This is a genomic window from Leptospira venezuelensis, assembly GCF_002150035.1.
In the GTDB taxonomy this organism is placed as follows: Bacteria; Spirochaetota; Leptospiria; order Leptospirales; family Leptospiraceae; genus Leptospira_B; species Leptospira_B venezuelensis.
Map to the genome: position 1 here is coordinate 393,039 of NZ_NETS01000008.1, position 17,942 is coordinate 410,980.

Here is a 17,942-nt window from a genome sequence, read left to right on the forward strand (position 1 = left end):
ACAATATGCAAAATAATATCTCCGATATCCGTAATGAATACAGCAAAGCTTCTCTAGATGAGAATGATGTTGGAGATTCTCCCATCGATTTTTTCAAAATTTGGTTCGACCAAGCAGTTCAGTCAGAAGTAACGGAACCTACCGCAATGACATTAGCAACTGTTCGAAAGGATGGAATGCCGGACGCTAGGATAGTTTTACTCAAAGGAATCGAAAAGGAAGGCTTCCAATTTTATACAAATTACAAAAGTGCCAAGGGAAAGGAATTAGAATCGAATCCAAATGCTTGTTTGGTATTTTTCTGGGCGGAATTAGAAAGACAGGTCCGGATCAGAGGCAAAATTTCCAAAGTTTCTAGAGAAAATTCAGAGAACTATTTTCATTCCAGACCTTTCGCAAGCCAAATAGGAGCGCTTGTTTCTTCTCAAAGTGATCCTTTGGATGATAGATCCATTTTGGATAAACATTATGAAGAACTGAAATCTAAATACGAAGGCAAGACTGTTCCTCTACCAGAAAACTGGGGAGGATATATATTAGAAGCTTCTGAAATAGAATTTTGGCAGGGACGAAGAAGCCGCTTACATGATCGGATTTTATTCCGAAAAGAAAGCGGCTCTTGGGCAAAAACCAGACTACAACCTTAGTTCAGTCCGAGCAAATGCCCCATTCTCATTTTTTTAGTGAAAAGATAGTGGTGGTTATTCCCTGTAGGTTTGATCTCTATAGGAATACGATCCGTAACTTCCAGACCATAACCTTCTAACCCCACGATCTTACGAGGGTTATTCGTAAGAAGTTTCATCTTACCAACACCTATATCTTTTAAGATCTGAGCGCCCACTCCGTATTCGCGAAGATCAGGTGCAAATCCTAATTTCTCATTAGCTTCTACAGTATCCAAACCTTGGTCCTGCATATTATAAGCCTTGAGTTTATTGATAAGCCCTATCCCTCTACCTTCTTGTCTCATATAAAGAAGGATACCCTTCCCTTCTTGAGCTATCATAGAAAGAGCAGAATGTAGTTGAGGCCCACAATCACAACGTCCGCTTCCGAAAATATCCCCGGTAAAACACTCCGAATGTACGCGGACCATTATAGGATCGTTTTTATCAATTTTACCTTTTACTAATGCAACATGGACCTTATCGTCTATGATCGTAGAATAAGCTCTGACAGAAAAATCTCCATACTCGGTAGGAAGAGTTGTCTCTACTTCCAGATGAATTAGATTTTCTTTTTTCCTTCTGTAACGGATCAGATCTTCGATTGTGTAAATGTTCAGTCCGTGTTTCTCTGCGAATTTTTCCAAATCAGGAAGACGAGACATGGTTCCATCATCATTCATGATCTCACAGATCACAGAAGCAGGATAAAGGCCTGCAAGTTTAGAAAGATCTACAGATGCTTCCGTATGGCCCGCTCTTCTGAGGACTCCGCCCGAAACCGCTTGTAAAGGAAATAAATGACCTGGTTTCATCAAGTCACCTGGAGTGGTTTTAGGATCTATAAGTACTTGGATTGTAGTCGCTCTATCCTGGGCGGAAATCCCAGTAGTGGTCCCGTTTTTTGCGTCTACGGAAACAGTGAATGCGGTCCCATGTTTATCACCCAAACTCAGGTCGTCCACCATTCTGTTTAAGCCCAGTTGCCTGAGTCTGTCTCCCTCCATAGGAAAACAAATTAGGCCCCTCCCATAGGTGGCCATAAAATTCACCTTTTCTTTATCGGTGAATTGGGCGGCACAAACAAGATCCCCCTCGTTTTCCCGGTCTTCGGAATCTACGAGAATGATCATCTTCCCCGCTTTTATATCTTCGATTGCCTGTTCAATGGAGCCGATCATGATTCCACCTCATTTCTTGGACTGTTTTTTTTCCATGATAAATCCTGGCCGGCTCGGAAAAGTGAGACTGATAGTTGGTAATTCGAACCAAGGGTATCATTCTTGGAATGGGAGACGGGGGAAGTCTCCCCCAAGCTTCAGCCGCACGCGTCTTCCGCTTCCCCCTCTCCGGGGAATTTTTTAGTGCTTACCCCCGGACCCGATGTTTCCATTCTCTGCGGCTCCGCGACTCTGCGTGAAAATAAAGATGGGAAAAATTTTGGCTCACGCAGAGGCGCAAAGACGCAGAGGGTTTAAAATATAAGGATACTTAAAATCTCCGTGTCCTCAGTGAACTCCGTGTGAAAAACCTTACTTATAATTACCTAGCTGCTCTAGGTATCTTGCAATGAGGTCCACTTCTAAATTTACCTTGGCTCCGACTTTCCAGGCTTCGGAGGCGCTAGTGACAATAAGAGTTTCCGGAATCAAAACCAATTCAAATTCACCAGGTTTGGAATCCACGATCGTAAGAGAAATTCCGTCCACAGTTACGCTGCCACGTACTGCAAAATATTTAGTAAAAGAAGGATCGTGCGAGATCACAAACCTTCTTACTTTTCCCGAATCTTTTTCTTCGGAAAGAAGAATGGTCCCAGTAAGATCCACATGACCAGTCACAAAATGACCGCCCATTCTAGTGTGAGGTTGGACCGATCTTTCCAAATTGATCTTGGTCCCAACTTGGAAACTTCCAAAATTGGTAAGCTCTAAAGTTTTATAAGAAGAATAAAATTCGAATTTGTTTCCGTTCTCTTGGAAAGAAGTCACTGTGTGACAGGCACCGTTGACCGAAATAGAATCTCCGTTTTTCAGGTCTGGATCTTTCCACACAGTGACTACTTTAAATATTTTGCCATCTCCAGTGTCTTGTACAGATTCAATTTTTCCGGTACATTCTATTAATCCTGTAAACATCTTTCCAGCTCCCAAAGATCAGAACCAAGTTCTGCCTTCCATTCCATGGAAAATTTTCCCTTCCAATCAGGCAAGATTCCTTTTGGAAAAGAAACAGTATTCGATTTGATTTGTAAAATTGCATCCTCATCCGTAAGGACGGAAGAAAATAGTTTGTATAGGAAATTTCCACCTTCTACAAGTGTTGTGTTTATTTCCCACGAATACAAAACTTCTAAAATTCTGAAAACATTGGAGAAGTCGACCTTCTCAAATGGAAACTTAGAAATACGTTCTAATCTATTTAAGAAACTTGCATTATAAGATTTTTTTTCATCTAAGAAAAATGCAATATTCTTCTTTTCAGTTCTTTCATTGATACTGTTTTGTTTTTCTAAAAAGTTTTCACTGACAGAATTTTGATCAGGTAAAAAGAAAACTCTAAGTGGTTGGTAATCCTTCTCCTTCTCTTTATGGATCTGAAAAACTTCCGGATTAGAAGAATATTCCAAAACTCCAGATACAAGACCGGAAAACCCTCTGTAGGAACTCCAACGACTATCAGAATCCGCATTGGCACTTGTGATCAGCGGTGATTTATTTGGGAATGTAGAAGACAATCTAAAGTCTAAACCTGGATCATCTATTTTCACAGTATTTGGTCCAACCAAAATCGCATCTACTTTTGCTCTAAGCATGGAGAGAAATACGTCCGACTCCGGTGAAGATATTTTCTCCCTGAGACCTTCTCCCGAACTAAAATAACCTTCTTTGCTGAGAGAAGTTTTAAGTAAAATTGCAGGCCTTCTTCTTTCTATTCTGGATCTGAAACCGAATAAAAATTTAGAAGAGATTTCGGCTAACTTAGGATTTTCAGAAACTTGAACTCCTATCTCTGCCAATTTACTCAAACCGGAATGAGAAGAAACCAATGGATTTGGATCCGTCCATCCGTATTCCAATCGAACAGGTTTTTCTTCTAAGAACAGATCGATACAAGGAGGGGTTTTGCCATAATGAGAGCAAGGCTCCAAGGTTACGTATGCATTATGGGCGGGAAGTTTTCCGTTCGGAAATTTCTCTCGGAGCAAACGATACGCTTCTCTTTCTGCATGGTTCTTTCCGGTCTTTTGTGTGGAAGCTGAGGCGAGGATCTCACCGGTATTTGCGTCTTCTAAAACGCAAGCCACCGGAGGATTCGGGCTGGAATATCCGGTGGAGATAAAGGAATAACGTGTTAGTTCCTCCCGAATTTTCTCCGGGAGGATCGAACTCAAGAGCGTTTCCACCTCTTACTCAGAGTATCGTAGATGTCCACGAGTGGTGCCGCAATGAATACGGAGGAGAATGTTCCGAGGATGATCCCGAAGGTAAGAACATAGGCGAAGTCATATAACTCCACTGCTCCACCAATGATGATCGCTACCACGGAGATCAAAGTTGCTACCGAAGTATTGAAAGTTCTGGAAAGAGTCTGGTTAATCGAAAGATTGATCACCTGAGAGAAAGTATCTCTTAAGTTCCCTGCATTTTCACGGATCCTGTCGAACACCACAATCGTATCATTGATAGAATATCCAAGTAATGTAAGAAGTGCCGCAATAATAGGAACGCTCGGCTTAATTTGGAAAAATCCGATAAACGCAATTGTGATCACTAAGTCATGAATAAGAGCTAAAATCGCGCCCAATGCAAACTTGAATTGGAAGCGGAAGCTCAAATACAACATGATAAAGAAAAGAGTTAGGCTTAAAAGGGAGATCCCTGTAGAAGTTAACTCCGCTCCCACAACTGAACCTACTTGGTTCGCAGAGAGTATTTTCTTTTTTTCTAATTTAAAGTCTTCTTGTAAAAGTCCGATCAAGGCGTCGATGGCGGAAGCTTGCTGAGCCTCTACACTATCTTTACCTTTTCTTTCTACATAAAGTTGTTTGATCTGATCAACTGAACCAAGACCTATATCGATTTGATAATCGTTTTTGTCTTTGTCCATTAGGACCAATACGGCCTCTAAATTTTTAGAAGAGAAATACTCTTCTAAGTTTTTACGTTCTACATTCTCAGGGAATTCGACAACAGCTCTTAAACCTCCGTCAAAATCCAAAGAAGTAGCAAACCCACCGTATTTTCCAAAAGTAACTCCAAACCCGACTATGATCAGGATGGTAGAGAAGGTAATGGATACGTATTTATATTTTATAAAATCAAACATTTTTGGACTCCAGTTTTTTGAATCCGATCTGGAGTTTACGAACTCCAAATTTGTTTACCAATAGATCCATGATCATTCTGCTCAAGAATAAGGAGGTAAACAAGGAAGTGATGATCCCCCAACAAAGAGTGATCGCAAATCCTTTGATTGGTCCGTTTCCAAGTTTGATCATCAAGATTCCAGAGATCAAGGTTGTAACGTTACTGTCCATAATCGTCCAGAAGGCGTTTTCAAATCCTTGGGCAACCGCTGCAGAAACATGTTTTCCTGCAGCTAATTCTTCCTTAATCCTTTCGTAGATAATAACGTTAGCATCTACCGCCATACCCACTGTGAGGATGATCCCCGCAAAACCAGGTAGGGTCAAAGTAAATCCCATCAAGGAAAGAAGTGCCATAAGCACGATCACGTTCACAAGAAGTGCAATATCTGCAACCAAGCCGGATAATCTATAGATGATCAGCATAAACACGATCACGAGTGCGAATCCTAATAGAACCGCCTTCAATCCAACTTCGATGGATTCGATCCCTAAAGTAGGACCGATAAATCTCATTTCTAAAACGTTTAATGGGATAGGAAGTGCACCCTCACTGATCACGTTTGCGAGATCTGTAGCTTCTTTTTGTCCAAACTCTCCGTCGATCTGAGCATTACCACCTGCAATAGGGCTCCGAATGACAGGGTCAGAGATAACTTTATCTCCCCAAACGATTGCAAGTTGTCTTCCTACGTTTTTGGAAGTGATATCGAAAAATTTCTCAGCACCTTGTGAAGTTAAGGAGAAGGAAACGTAATAGGAAAGTCTGTTTTGGTCATAACTCTCGCGAGCGTTTCTCATATCCTTTCCGTCCAGAGAGATAGCTCTTTCCAGAACCACGAATTCTCTAGGAAGTAAAGATGCTTTAGGATTATTAGCTCTGGACCATTTTACATACAATTTATATTTTTCAGGAATATTGTACTTCTTCTCCATAGCCGCAAGGAATCTGTCCTGCTCGTCTTTTCCCAGTTTCTGTTTAACAATATTCTGGAATTTTACGATCTCGGTTTCTTCCTTTTTACCTTGGCTCATGAGTTTCATTTCTTCCAACTCAATGGCGTCGTGGTAAATACCTTTGGAGTTCGCATTAGAATCAGAAGGTTCTCTCAATCTGTATTCTACAGTTTCAGTGTTTCGGATAATATCTAATATTTGAGAAGAGTTGCTGACACCCGGCAAAGAAACCTCGATAGAATCTTGGTCCTTCTGGATACGTACTTGAGGCTCTGTTAAGTTTTGGTTGGTCAAACGATTGTCGATAATCAACTTCGCTTTTTCCAACTCTGCCAGTTTTCTGCCAGGTGTTAATTCGAAATAACTTTCGATCTCTTTCAGTTTGTCTTGAGCTTCTTTTCTTTCTTTTTCAGAAAGTGCAGCGTCACTTTTTTTCTTAGTAAGTTCTTCGATCTCTTTTGTATAAGAATCTTTTAATTTAGAAGTATAGTCGTCAAAATCACCTTTCAAAACGACTCTCATTCCACCTTGTAAGTCCAATCCTAAGCGGATTGCCAAAGGTCTTCCTCCAAAAATAAACTCTTCAACCCAAGTAGGTCTAAGTTTATTTTTAGGTTCTAAGATCAATTCTTGGTTTTCTTGAGAAAGCTGGTTGATCTTTGCAGAAGTAATAAATCTTCCTTTGACCAGATAATAATCCTGATCCGGGAAAACACTAGGATCAGGCTCTATCTGCCAATCACCTTTCGGATTATAATCGGTTTTCCATCTTTCCGCAAAACTGGTTAGTAATTCTTTGCGGTTTTCTTCGGGTAATTGTTTAAACTCTTTTCTTACTGCGAGTTCCAATTCCCTTTCGGCGAAGTTTGGATAAAGAAGCGTCAATGAAGACGCTACAACCAATATTGGAACAAAAATCCATTGGACAGATTTCAAATTCGGACTCCTAGTCTCTTCTCACTTTGTTGATGGTCACAGGGGAACGCCGAGTGACACGTGCGCCTTTGGCTCTGAATTGATATAAAGCAAAAGCAAGTATGATTGCGATGATGATGATCCCTTTTTTATGTTCTGAGAAAAATCCTGCTATAGCACCTTGTTCTTTTTGTTCCGCAGCCTTTCTTTTCTCTTCTTCTTTTTTCTTATCGTCTCCGAGTTTTAGGATCTCACCTAACTTCTCTCTGATAGAAATATCTTCCTTAGGCAAAGAAGAAGCACTAGCATCAAAACCAGGTAGATTTTTCGGACTTAGATTTGTTTCTTCATTTAACCAGTACGGCTTTTGGATCTCAGCCGATACTTCAGGATTAGGAACTTCTTTGTTTAGATTTCTCTCAGTGGTTTCAGTCGGTCCGTTAGGATCTCCTGAATTTTTTCCCTGAGTAGGATCTTCCGGTGCGATTTCCGGATCTACTTTTTTCTTAGGCTCGGATTCTTTCTGTTCGGTCTCTTTAGACTCGACTACCTTCTTCTTTTTGCCTGCATTCTTCTTTACTTTTTTCTTTCTAGAAGCTTTTGCAAGAGGTGTCTTTTTGGAAGAAGTAGTTGTCTTCTTAGGTTCGGAAACCTTGTCCAAAAAATCGATTTCTTCTCCGTCCTGTCCGAAAATCGGAAGGGTTAAGGAGATGGAAAGAAGGAGGCATAGGATCTTATTCATGAGTCGCACCGGTTATACTGATACTATCGGAAAAAGGGAATTAGGCCTCTTTCTCTTTTTCCTTCTTTCTTAAAATCGTGCTGGAATTGAAGGTAACGTTGGTGTCCTTAGCAATTGCTAAAACGACAGATTCGTTATTATCCTTAAATTCTACCACTTTGCCATGGATCCCGGAAGAAGTAATAACCACGTCTCCTTTTTGGAGGCTATCGATCATCGTTTTTCTTTTCTTTTCCTCGTTTCTTTGAGGACGGATCACTATAAAATACAGAATGATAAATAGGATCGGGATAAATAATAGAGTATTAAATCCGCCACCTTGTGCCCCAGCCGGATCTGCTTGGGCTAATATTAATAAATTTTGAAAATTGCTGAGCATGGTGAAACCTGTGTTTCCTTTTTTGGTCCTTTTTGAGACCAGTATTTTCCTTTATTATCCCTTGGTAATTAAATTTTGAAAGAAGGCGCCTGTTTTTCCGGAAGCCAACTGTTCTAATGCGGTTTTGTATCCATCTAGGATAGAACTTGCTTTACCCAAGGTGAAAAGCCCAGCTCCCGCGTTTAAGGCAACTGCATGTGTGCCCGCAATCTTCTCCCCTGCCAGGATTTTTCTAGCTAAGGACTCTGCTTGGTCCGGCCCGCTAGTAAATACTTCAGCAGGATTCAGATCTTTTACGCCCAGATCTTTCGGATCGAAGTCTTTTCTGGAGATAACCCCGTCTTCCAAAAGAGTATAATCCGTTTTTTCAAAAATGGAGAATTCATCCAGACCGTCACGCGAATGACATACTAGGGCCCTTCTCAAACCCAAACCTTGTAAAACCCGGATAAAGGTTTCAGTCAATTCGGGCTCGTAAACTCCAATGATCTGGTACTGAGGAGAGAATGGATTACTTAGAGGTCCAATCATATTGAATAAGGTCCTAAAACCCAACTCTTTACGAACTGGTCCCGCAAACTTCATGGATGGATGCCACATCGGAGCAAATAAGAATGCAAATCCGTTTTCCACTAAGTGAGATTCCACTTCTTCCTGGGTTTTTTCTGTATTATAACCTAATCTTCCGAGTATATCGCTGGAACCGGTATGAGAAGAAACGGAACGGTTCCCATGTTTAGCAACTTTAATCCCAAGAGAAGAAAGTACGATCGCAGAAAGTGTAGAAATGTTTACAGTTCCCTTTCCGTCACCGCCGGTTCCGCAGGTGTCCAGCATATCAAAAGGAAAGGCTGTTTTAGGTTTGAGCGCGTTCTTGCGAAGCGCTAAACAAAAACCCAATAATTCATCTACAGTTTCTCCCTTTGCTCTCATCGCGGTCAAAAAAGAAGAAAGTAAGATCTCGGATACTTCTCCCTTCATTACTGAATTAATCGTATTTTCCGCTTCTGAAACTGTAAGATGTTTTTTTTCTAATACTTTGATGATAGCTTGTCTAATTTCCATTTTTACCGAAGGCCCTCCGAATAGAGCTGTAACGGATCACTTCTCTGTTTGAGATCAAATAACGTATTCCGGAAAGTACAGTGATCAAAGTGGTCAATAACATTCCAAAGTAAGGAACAAATCCACCTAGTCCAAATACCAACTCGTTCCAGCCGGGGGCACCGTTTTCCTGCCAAACCTTAATGAAAGCAACTGCGTTTTCAGAAGCGATCCCAAAAACGGTCATACCTGCAAGTTTGCCGCTTTGATAGACCTCATTGATCAGTATTCTTTTATTCGAAGAAACTAATATAAAGAAGATCAAAATTAAAATAATAGCACCCATTTGGAAGGCAGTTTTCACTTTTCCAAGCATGGTGGTTCGGATCGATTTCCCCAAACGGATCGCAAGATAACGTAAGGTTGTGATAAGCATATCTCTTCCGATGATGAGTATCACCATCCAAAGTTCTATTTGTTCATGTAGAAAAATGAACGTGGTAAAACAACCTACTACGATGATCTTATCTGCAAGTGGATCCAGAAATTTTCCGAACTCGGTCTCTTGTTTCCATTTTCTGGCCAGATAACCATCTATAAAATCGGTGATAGATGCCAGAGAAAATAAAACAAGAGCGGCAATATGATATGCTTGCTCCTTCTGATACAAAAACCAGATAAAAAAAGGAAGAGAAGCAACTCTCAGTACGGTAAGCGCGTTGGGTAAGTTAATATTCGGATTCAAGATTCCAACCAAGTTCCCATCATGTCGTATTCGTAAAAAGACTCGATTTTCACTTTTCCGATTGTTCCAGGCTTCAAAGAAGGATCTTCTACATAAACCACTTCGTCAATTTCCGGAGCATCTTGCAAACGTCTCACGATTGCAGTATTTCCTTCCAATCCATCTACGATCGCAGTATAAGTTTTTCCTATCCTGGACTCGTGAATCTCTTGTAGGATTTTCAAATGGGCATCTCGGATCAGGTTAATCCTTTTTGCCTTTTCCTTGTCGGAAACTGTTTGGGTAAGATCTGCACCCTTTGTTCCTTCTTGAGGTGAATAAGAGAATAAGTTCAGCTTTTCCGGACGAGTTTCTTCTACAAAACGTAGGATCTCATCCACATCTTCCCCAGTTTCTCCAGGAAACCCTAAAATAAAAGATGTTCTGATCTCAAGATCAGGTCTCATTTCTCTAGCAAGAGAATATAGATCCTTAAACTGCGAATATCCCCCGCTTCTATTCATGTTTTTTAATACTCTTTCGGAAACATGTTGTAGAGGAGATTCAAGATAAGGAGCGATTTTAGGGGTCTCACCCATTAATCTAAGGATCTTTTCAGTCTTCTTATCCGGATATAAATACAATAATCGCAAAATTTCTAGATTGTCCACTTCCGATACTGCTTTAATCATATCCAGAAGTTTGTCCGAGTCTTTTCCATAATACACTGTATCTTGGGAAACAAGACAGATCTCTTTTGCACCTGCCGCAATTGCTCTTTTTGTATCTCTTAGAATTTCTTCCAAAGGAGAATCTACGAATTTTCCACGAAGAGAAGGAATAATACAAAATGCACATCCTCTATTACATCCGTCTGAAACTTTTACGTAGGCATAAGGTTTAGAATAATTCTCTATTTCAGGAGAAAGTTTCATTCTCTCTACTATATCAGAATTGAATTCAGTTTTTGCAGGAGAAGAAATATCTCTACGAAAAGCTTCTTTAATGATCCTTCCTGCTTGGGAATATTTTCCAGTTCCAAAAACGAGATCCACTTCAGGAATTTCTGCGGAGATATCTTTAGGATATCTTTCTGCAAAACATCCTACAACGACTAACTTCTGGCCTTCTTGTTTTTTAGCGTGAGCCGCACCCAAGATAGTTTGGATGGTTTCTTCTGTAGCAGAGCGAATAAAAGTACAGGTATTGATCAAATGGAAATCGGAATCTTCCGGTTTTGTAGCCGGAAGAAACCCTTCTTCCAAAAGGGAATGATGCATGCTCATTGAGTCCACGGTATTTTTGGGACATCCAAGAGTGGTGATGTAGAACTTTTTATCCAAACGAAGCCTTACTCGCCCAACTCCTTAATGATAAACTGAGTGCTATCGTAAGGGTTTGGTGTTTTAATATAAACTTTCTTTACTAATTTTCCGGGGCGTCCTAAGACCACTTTAGGTTTTCCGTTTTGGATCATCTCCACTGCGGAACCATCACCCACTTTGATCTCCAGACGATCTTTCGCTTCTAGAGTTTTATTTTCTCCGCCTTGAACAAGGCCCCTAAATCCCATTTGCCCATCTATCATGAACTCTGCATAACTTGGTTTAGAGAAAAATAATGTAACTTGGATCGGGACATCACCTAAAGTTTTAGTGGAGTCCTCTCCTTGAGGATTAGACTGCACTGTGGTGCCTTGTTTCTCTTCTTCACTTAAAGAAACTAAAACTTTTGCAGAACTTCCAGTCACACTTTGAGCAGCGATCCTGATACTCCTACGTAAGGAAGAAATCTCAGGAATTGAATAGCTTAGAACCTTTTCCTGTCCTTCGGACAATCTGAATTTATATACGGTCAATTCAGGATAAACATTAAAAGCAAGAACTGCAGTATTCGCATCAGATCCTTGTTCTACGGAAGAGATGAAAAGTTTACATTGTTGGTTAGAAGCACTAAAGCTAACACCTTGGTTTGCAGTTAAGATAAAACTTTCAGGTCTTGTTTCCGGAACGGAACGATTGATGAAGTCAATATTTTCGGGGATCTCCAACCTTCTTCCACTTTCTTCCGAGACATCGTCATCAGAAGAAGTTCCATCGACAATGGTATAAACTAATACTACCGTAATTGCCAGGACCAGAACGGTGATTGCAGTAATGAGTTTATTCTTATCAAAATTTAGATCATAATAAAAATTAGAAGTAGGTTTGGTGAGTTCTTCTAAAGGAGCCTGGGACTCTTCTATCTTCTCACCTCTGTATAAATTGATCAGCATCCCCGTGTCTAACTTTAAGTAACTACCGTAGTTTTTTAAAAAACCTATGGTAAAAGTTTCTCCAGGGAACTGAGCATAGTCCTCAGTCTCCAATGCGAGAATGTACTTAACGGAAATATTCGTATCCTTGGATACGTCCTTTACAGTGAGCTTTTTTTCTTCCCTAGCCTCTCTAAGGATTTGCCCTACTCGTTTCTGATTCAATTTCGCTCTCCTTTCCTAGGAAGATTTATTCTTCCGACACCAAGGGGTTATTTACGATTTTAGAATTACCGTCTGGACGGAAATTAAATACTCCATCCTCGATATCCGCGTTCGGATCCAATCCGAAAAACTCTACAGTGGTGGTTTTACCTCTTCCATCACTAGCGACTGCCTTTTTGATATAAGAAGTTTGTGCATCCACGTAAAGTGTCATTGTTTCATAACCGCCGATCTTCTCCCTTTGTTCCAAAGCCAATACGAAATATTGACGATTGTCCTTCGGAGAAACCTGAGGTTGTTCGATAGATTCGAATTTATAATGATACTTTCTAAAAATCCTAGAAAGACCCTCCTCTGTTAGAGGAGAAAAAATCGGACCGGATTTATTAGATTTATTTAAAGTAAGATCCTGCTTTCCGGCAGCATTCAGTCTTTTGATAAAGATCCAAAGAGTTTTGCCATCGGAAACGATCTCGTCTCCAGAAGGATCTGAAAATTCATATTTGATCTTTCCACCCTTCTTATAATAGCAGACACCTTTTTTAGTGACCACTTTTTTGTTCGATTCCGTTTGGATCACAAAATCAGCTTTGTACGATTTTAGGTCGGAAAAAGTTTTTCTGACTTTTTTAACCACTTCAGAAGGTGAATTCCAATGGTGTTTTGCGGAAGACTGAGCACCTAGGGAGAAGCTGCCGAATAAAACGACAAGGCCAAGGGCGATAAATATAGAACGATTGCTTCTGGTATCTTTCATTCTCAGGTAATGCAGGGATTTTTTTCCAGGATGGCGAGTATCCGCCCCCCTGTCACTTGGTTTCTTTTCCCGGCCTGGAAATTCCTATACCGGGTCGAATTTTTAAGCGGACCTTAAAATTTCCCGTCCCTTAGATCCCAGGATCGGAGAAACGTATCCCCTTTCTTCCATTAATTCCATGATCCGAGCAGCCCGGTTATAGCCGATTTTCAAACGTCTTTGCAAATAGCTCGCGCTTGCTTTTCTATCCGTTCTTACGATTTCCCAGGCCTTATCAAATAGCTCCTCGTCCATCTCTTCTGCTGATTCAGATTCAGTTTCTTCTTCCAGATCAAAATCTACGTAGGTAGGAGCTCCATATTTTTTGGCCTCTTCCACGATCTTCTCAATCTCTTCTTCAGAGATAAATGGAGCCTGGATCCTTGCAAGATCCGCAGAAGTAGGAGATTTGTACAACATATCACCTTTTCCAAGAAGAGACTCCGCGCCATTCATATCCAGAATGATCTTAGAGTCAGTTTTTTGAGCCACATGGAATGCAATCCTTGCAGGACAGTTCGCTTTAATAAGACCGGTAATCACATCTACTGATGGTCTTTGGGTCGCCATCACTAAGTGGATCCCAACCGCTCTGGATTTCTGGCTGATACGAGTGATCGCATCTTCCAGATCTTTTCCGGAAACCATCATTAGGTCTGCAAGCTCATCTATAAATACCACAAGATAAGGCATTTTATTATAACCTTCTTTGTGATAATGTTCTTCAACCTTCTCATTATAAGAACGGAAGTCCCTACATTTCAATTGGGAGACAGCCTCATAACGCGCTTCCATTTCTTGGATCACCCAAGAAAGTGATTTGGTTGCCTTACGAGCATCCTTGATCACAGGCATCAGAAGATGAGGAATATCTTCAAACAAAGTAAGTTCCACCATCTTAGGATCTATCATGATGAAGCGAACTTCTTCTGGTGAAAGATTCAGAACCAGAGAAGCGATCATTGCGTTCAAACAGACTGATTTACCAGAACCAGTCGTTCCGGCTACAAGCAAGTGGGGAAGTTTATTCAAATCGATGGAGACCAACTTACCGGAGATATCCTTACCGATTACTATATTCAGATCTTTTTTAGGCTTAGGAGCTAATGAAGAACGTAGGATATCTCCTAAGAATACATCTTCCCTATGTTTGTTTGGAACCTCGATACCTATCGTAGATTTACCTGGGATCGGCGCAACGATACGAATATTCTTAACAGCAAGATACATTCTAAGCTCGTCAGTCAAAGAAGTGATCCTTCCCAGTTTTACCCCAGGAGGAGGAGTGAGTTCGTAACGAGTGATGATAGGACCTCTTTCCCAACCTACTACCTTAGCTTCGTAACCGTATACTTTCAGAGCGTTCTCGATCTCGAATGCAACCTTTTCAGATTCCACTTTAAAAAGTGCGTCTTGTACTTTTGTAGGATTGCTCTTCAAACGATTTAGAGGAATATGATACACGGAACGTTTAGAACGGAATATTGGCACCATGGAAACAGGTGAAAAAGGTAGTTCAGATTGTTTCGGTTTTTTCTCGAGAACCGGTGTTGGAGCTTCTACAACAGGAGAAGGTACGGTAATCGGAGATACCACCTCCGGCGTTATAGCCGCCTTAGGCGCCTCAAGTTCTGTAATTTCTTCCAACTCATCCGAGTCTTCTGTTTCTTCCTCGTATTCTTCTTCAGAGTCTTCCAGTTCTTCTAAAGAATCGCCCTCTTCAGTCCATTCTTCTAACTCTTCGCCTTCTTCTTCAAAGTCTTCCTCTTCGGCTGAAACTTCTTCTTTAATTTCTTTATTGAAAACAATTGGTTGGACTTCTTCCAACTCTTCCAAATCCGGCGCTGCATTCAGAACTTCCTCTTTTGCGAAAGAAGTAATTGTAGAAGTTTCACTCCTAAGGTCCAAGATCTCCCATGCCTTTTTAGAAGAAGAAACCGGAACTTCTTCTTTTCTTTCCGGAACTCCATATACTTTTTCCACTAAACGAGAAGAAGCAGTTTGGAATTGGAAAATTTTTCGATCATCTTCAAAAAAACCTTGGAGAAGACCTGAATTTCTATATTGAACATTGGATTCTCTTTGGTCCGCGACCTTAGAGTTTCCTTTTACTTTTTGGATATAAGATTCTAAATTTGCAGGAGTTTTCACTTGGTTTTGTTTTTCTGAAGAAGACCCAGAAACTTCTCTGCGGAACCAAGGAGGCACATTGTCTTCTGAGACTTCAGTGTTCGTTTCTTTCCAAGAACTAACGGAATTCATCATACTTGAAAGACCTTTGGACCAATCAGCAGATTTGGTTTTAGAAAATGTTGGTTCGTAATTTGGAATATCTTCTTCTTTTTTAGTTCTTCCACTCATATAACCAGAAAGCCATTGCTCCTTCCAGTCACGGCCGCTTTGCGCAAGAAGCCTTCCAAAAAAATGGACTGGAGATTCATTCAAATAAACAAGTATGCCATAAAAATAGACCACGAAATGGATCAGAAGTCTTCCCGTAGAACCAAGAAGATATTCCAAAGCCACCGCGAGTGCCTGGCCTAAGACTCCACCGTTAGATGCAAAAGGAACTGTTGAAACATTTCCAAAAACATTAAGACTCACAGCTACAGCGAGTAAGAATAATGGAATAGTGAGAAGTTTGTTCGTAACATCCTGAGCAGGTTTCGCAAGAAGTATCCCACCAGTCAGAATAAGCATGATCCCAGGAACAAAGGATGCGTTCCCGAATAGGTATAAGAATCCCCAGGAAAGATAATGACCAAGCCTTCCAAAAAGGTTCGCCTCCACTCCATTTTCAGCAATGGTAAAGGAACCCAGAGAAAGGGTCAGGAAAATCCCAGTGAAAAGTAGAAGATATGGCAATGCCGCCCGTCCCTTTTCCCAAATCGCTATATTTTGTCCGACTATTTGGTCCCTTCTATCCATACTCCCTAAGGATCGGCAGAAAAGGTAAATCGGTAAAGAGACTTAATTCCGTGAAATAAGACGCAGAACTGAAAAAGAGACGCCGCGTAGGAGTTTAGGCACGCAGAGTCGCGGAGTTTTTTAGGAATACAAATCCCCAAAATCTTCCCTCTCTGCGGCTTTGCGCCTCTGCGTGAGAATAATACTGTGCTTCTTTCCTCTCCGCCTCTCAAAAACCGGTGCTACCGAAGCCGCCTGCCCCTCTTTCGGATTCAGGAAGTTCGTTCACCAATTCCCAGTCGGTATGCCAGGTACGGCGGATGAGCAGCTGAGCAATCCTGGTTTTATCTTCTAAAAGATAAGGCTCTTTTCCTAGATTGAGAAGAGGCACCATCAATTCCCCTCTATAATCAGAGTCGATTGTGCCTGGAGTATTCGGAATTAGGATCTTAAACTTCGTGGAAAATCCAGAGCGAGGTCTGATCTCGAAATGAAATCCTTCTGGGATTGCAAAAGAAAGTCCTGTTGGAACTAAAACGACTTCTCCGACGGGTAATATCAAATTAGATTCCAAACATGCAGCAATATCATAACCTGCAGAACCTGAAGTTTTGATCTCAGGAAGGAGGGCCTTCTCTTTTAGTTTTTTAACTGGGATTTTCATATTAGTAAGAATAGGATTCGAAAATAGATTTTATTTTTTGTTCTTCTTTCGGTTTTAATTTTGCTAAAACGGAAAGGTGTAATTCAGGAAGTGCGAATATTTTTCGGACGGTCCCGTTAATCTCTTCTTCAGTTACCGAATGGATCTCTTTTATCCTGTTTTCTAAAGAATTATATTTTCCGTAATACAACTCTTGGAATGCGATATTATTCATTCTACTTTCAGTATGCTCGTAACCTATGGAAAGACTTCCCTCGTGGTTTGTTTTGGCATCTTTCAACTCTTGAGAAGTTACTCCCTTATCCACAAAAAGTTTTAGTTCTTCTAAGATCAGTTCCAAACTTTCTGCAAATCTTTCTTTAGAAGTAGAACATACGATTGAGTTAATTCCTACATCGCGATACGAAGAAGGATAACTTGTAATATGATAACAAAGTCCTTTTTCTTCTCTAACTTTTTGAAATAAACGAGAAGACATTCCCCCGCCTAAAACATGCGTAAGAAGAGAAAGCCTGGTCGCATCGTGAAAATTACGAGGAAAACCTTCTCCGCCTAAAATAAAATAGGCTTGTTCCGTTTCCTTATTTCCTTTGCGGAAATACCCGAATCCTTTTTTAGGGGTTTCGAATGTACCTTCTTTTCCCTTTTTAACAGAACGAGAGAAGTATTTGGAAATCAGATCAAATACAAACTCTGGTTCGTAATTTCCAGAAAGGGAAAGTATCATATTCTCCGGATGATAATAGGTCTCGTAAAATTCTCTAAGACTAGAAGGAGTCACTCCTCTAATCGAGGCTTCTGTCCCTATAATATCCCTTCCTAAAGAATTTCCTGAAAATAGATTATTATAATAAAAATCGTGGATCGCATCTTCTGGAGAATCTTCATAACCTTTCATTTCTTCCAAGACAACTTCCGCTTCTGTTCTGATATCTTGGTCCCGAAACAAAGGTTGGAACATCATTTCTGAAAGTAATTCCAAGCCAAGCTCCAGATCCCTGGAAGCTAATGTTGCATGAAAGTAAGTGTATTCTCTTGATGTGGCTGCGTTAGAGTAAGCTCCTACTCTTTCCCAATCCTCTGCTTGTTGTTTTGCAGTACGCTTTTCCGTGTCTTTGAAAAGCATATGCTCCAGGAAGTGACAGTAACCTGCGTTCTCCAAAGTCTCGGACCTGGATCCCACTTTTACATACACCCCCATAGACACGCTTACGGAATAAGGAGCTCTTTGGAACAAGACTACAAGTCCGTTCCCCAATGTTATTTTATGATTTTTTTCTTCTAGAAAAACCAATGTG

At 40.7% G+C, this 17,942-nt stretch carries 15 protein-coding genes and 2 pseudogenes; 1 reads left to right on the forward strand and 16 read right to left on the reverse strand.

The window, feature by feature from the left end; all coding sequences use genetic code 11:
• Window positions 1-5: 5 nt before the first annotated feature.
• Window positions 6-647 (forward strand): pyridoxamine 5'-phosphate oxidase, encoded by a 642-nt coding sequence (gene pdxH, locus B1C82_RS05935; protein ID WP_086446676.1) that lies wholly within the window; start codon window positions 6-8, stop codon window positions 645-647.
• Here pdxH and B1C82_RS05940 read toward each other — a convergent pair.
• From B1C82_RS05940 to B1C82_RS06015, 16 genes and pseudogenes are all read right to left on the reverse strand, one after another.
• Window positions 644-1,849 carry a bifunctional 3,4-dihydroxy-2-butanone-4-phosphate synthase/GTP cyclohydrolase II gene (locus tag B1C82_RS05940; RefSeq protein WP_086446677.1) on the reverse strand — a complete coding sequence of 402 codons (1,206 nt, stop codon included), beginning with the start codon at window positions 1,847-1,849 and terminating at the stop codon, window positions 644-646. The genes pdxH and B1C82_RS05940 overlap by 4 nt on opposite strands.
• A gap of 351 nt (window positions 1,850-2,200) precedes the next feature.
• Complete coding sequence (locus B1C82_RS05945; protein WP_086446678.1) at window positions 2,201-2,806, reverse strand: riboflavin synthase; 606 nt, start codon at window positions 2,804-2,806, stop codon at window positions 2,201-2,203.
• Complete coding sequence (locus tag B1C82_RS05950; RefSeq protein WP_086446679.1) at window positions 2,791-4,062, reverse strand: bifunctional diaminohydroxyphosphoribosylaminopyrimidine deaminase/5-amino-6-(5-phosphoribosylamino)uracil reductase RibD; 1,272 nt, start codon at window positions 4,060-4,062, stop codon at window positions 2,791-2,793. The genes B1C82_RS05945 and B1C82_RS05950 overlap by 16 nt, the downstream gene beginning before the upstream one ends.
• A complete protein-coding gene (secF, locus tag B1C82_RS05955; protein WP_086446680.1) occupies window positions 4,059-4,997 on the reverse strand; it encodes a protein translocase subunit SecF in 939 nt (312 codons plus the stop codon). The genes B1C82_RS05950 and secF overlap by 4 nt, the downstream gene beginning before the upstream one ends.
• Complete coding sequence (secD, locus tag B1C82_RS05960) at window positions 4,990-6,930, reverse strand: protein translocase subunit SecD (RefSeq protein WP_086446681.1); 1,941 nt, start codon at window positions 6,928-6,930, stop codon at window positions 4,990-4,992. Before secD ends, secF begins: the two co-directional genes overlap by 8 nt.
• 10 nt (window positions 6,931-6,940) lie before the next feature.
• Complete coding sequence (locus B1C82_RS05965; RefSeq protein ID WP_086446682.1) at window positions 6,941-7,651, reverse strand: SRP-less Sec system protein; 711 nt, start codon at window positions 7,649-7,651, stop codon at window positions 6,941-6,943.
• A 40-nt stretch (window positions 7,652-7,691) separates the two neighbouring features.
• The gene (gene yajC, locus B1C82_RS05970; RefSeq protein WP_086446683.1) at window positions 7,692-8,030 is read right to left on the reverse strand and encodes a preprotein translocase subunit YajC; all 339 of its coding nucleotides are present in this window, start codon (window positions 8,028-8,030) and stop codon (window positions 7,692-7,694) included.
• 54 nt (window positions 8,031-8,084) lie between these two features.
• A complete protein-coding gene (trpD, locus tag B1C82_RS05975; protein ID WP_086446684.1) occupies window positions 8,085-9,095 on the reverse strand; it encodes an anthranilate phosphoribosyltransferase in 1,011 nt (336 codons plus the stop codon).
• Window positions 9,085-9,819, reverse strand: a complete 735-nt coding sequence (gene pgsA / locus B1C82_RS05980) for a CDP-diacylglycerol--glycerol-3-phosphate 3-phosphatidyltransferase (protein WP_086446911.1) — start codon at window positions 9,817-9,819, stop codon at window positions 9,085-9,087. Before pgsA ends, trpD begins: the two co-directional genes overlap by 11 nt.
• On the reverse strand, window positions 9,816-11,141 hold the full coding sequence (rimO, locus tag B1C82_RS05985) for a 30S ribosomal protein S12 methylthiotransferase RimO (protein ID WP_086446685.1): 1,326 nt from the start codon (window positions 11,139-11,141) through the stop codon (window positions 9,816-9,818). Before rimO ends, pgsA begins: the two co-directional genes overlap by 4 nt.
• An 8-nt stretch (window positions 11,142-11,149) precedes the next feature.
• Window positions 11,150-12,277, reverse strand: coding sequence for a helix-turn-helix domain-containing protein (locus B1C82_RS05990; protein WP_086446686.1), 1,128 nt, complete (start codon window positions 12,275-12,277; stop codon window positions 11,150-11,152).
• 25 nt (window positions 12,278-12,302) lie between these two features.
• Window positions 12,303-13,034: a LolA family protein gene (locus B1C82_RS05995; RefSeq protein ID WP_086446687.1), complete on the reverse strand. Its 732-nt coding sequence runs from the start codon at window positions 13,032-13,034 to the stop codon at window positions 12,303-12,305.
• A 102-nt stretch (window positions 13,035-13,136) separates the two neighbouring features.
• Window positions 13,137-15,140, reverse strand: a pseudogene (locus B1C82_RS06000) (DNA translocase FtsK); the annotation flags it as partial.
• A 405-nt stretch (window positions 15,141-15,545) separates the two neighbouring features.
• Window positions 15,546-16,001, reverse strand: a pseudogene (locus B1C82_RS20935) (DNA translocase FtsK 4TM domain-containing protein); the annotation flags it as partial.
• 208 nt (window positions 16,002-16,209) lie between these two features.
• A complete protein-coding gene (dut, locus tag B1C82_RS06010) occupies window positions 16,210-16,644 on the reverse strand; it encodes a dUTP diphosphatase (RefSeq protein ID WP_086446690.1) in 435 nt (144 codons plus the stop codon).
• 1 nt (window position 16,645) lies between these two features.
• Window positions 16,646-17,938 carry a M16 family metallopeptidase gene (locus tag B1C82_RS06015; RefSeq protein ID WP_086446691.1) on the reverse strand — a complete coding sequence of 431 codons (1,293 nt, stop codon included), beginning with the start codon at window positions 17,936-17,938 and terminating at the stop codon, window positions 16,646-16,648.
• Window positions 17,939-17,942 lie beyond the last annotated feature (4 nt).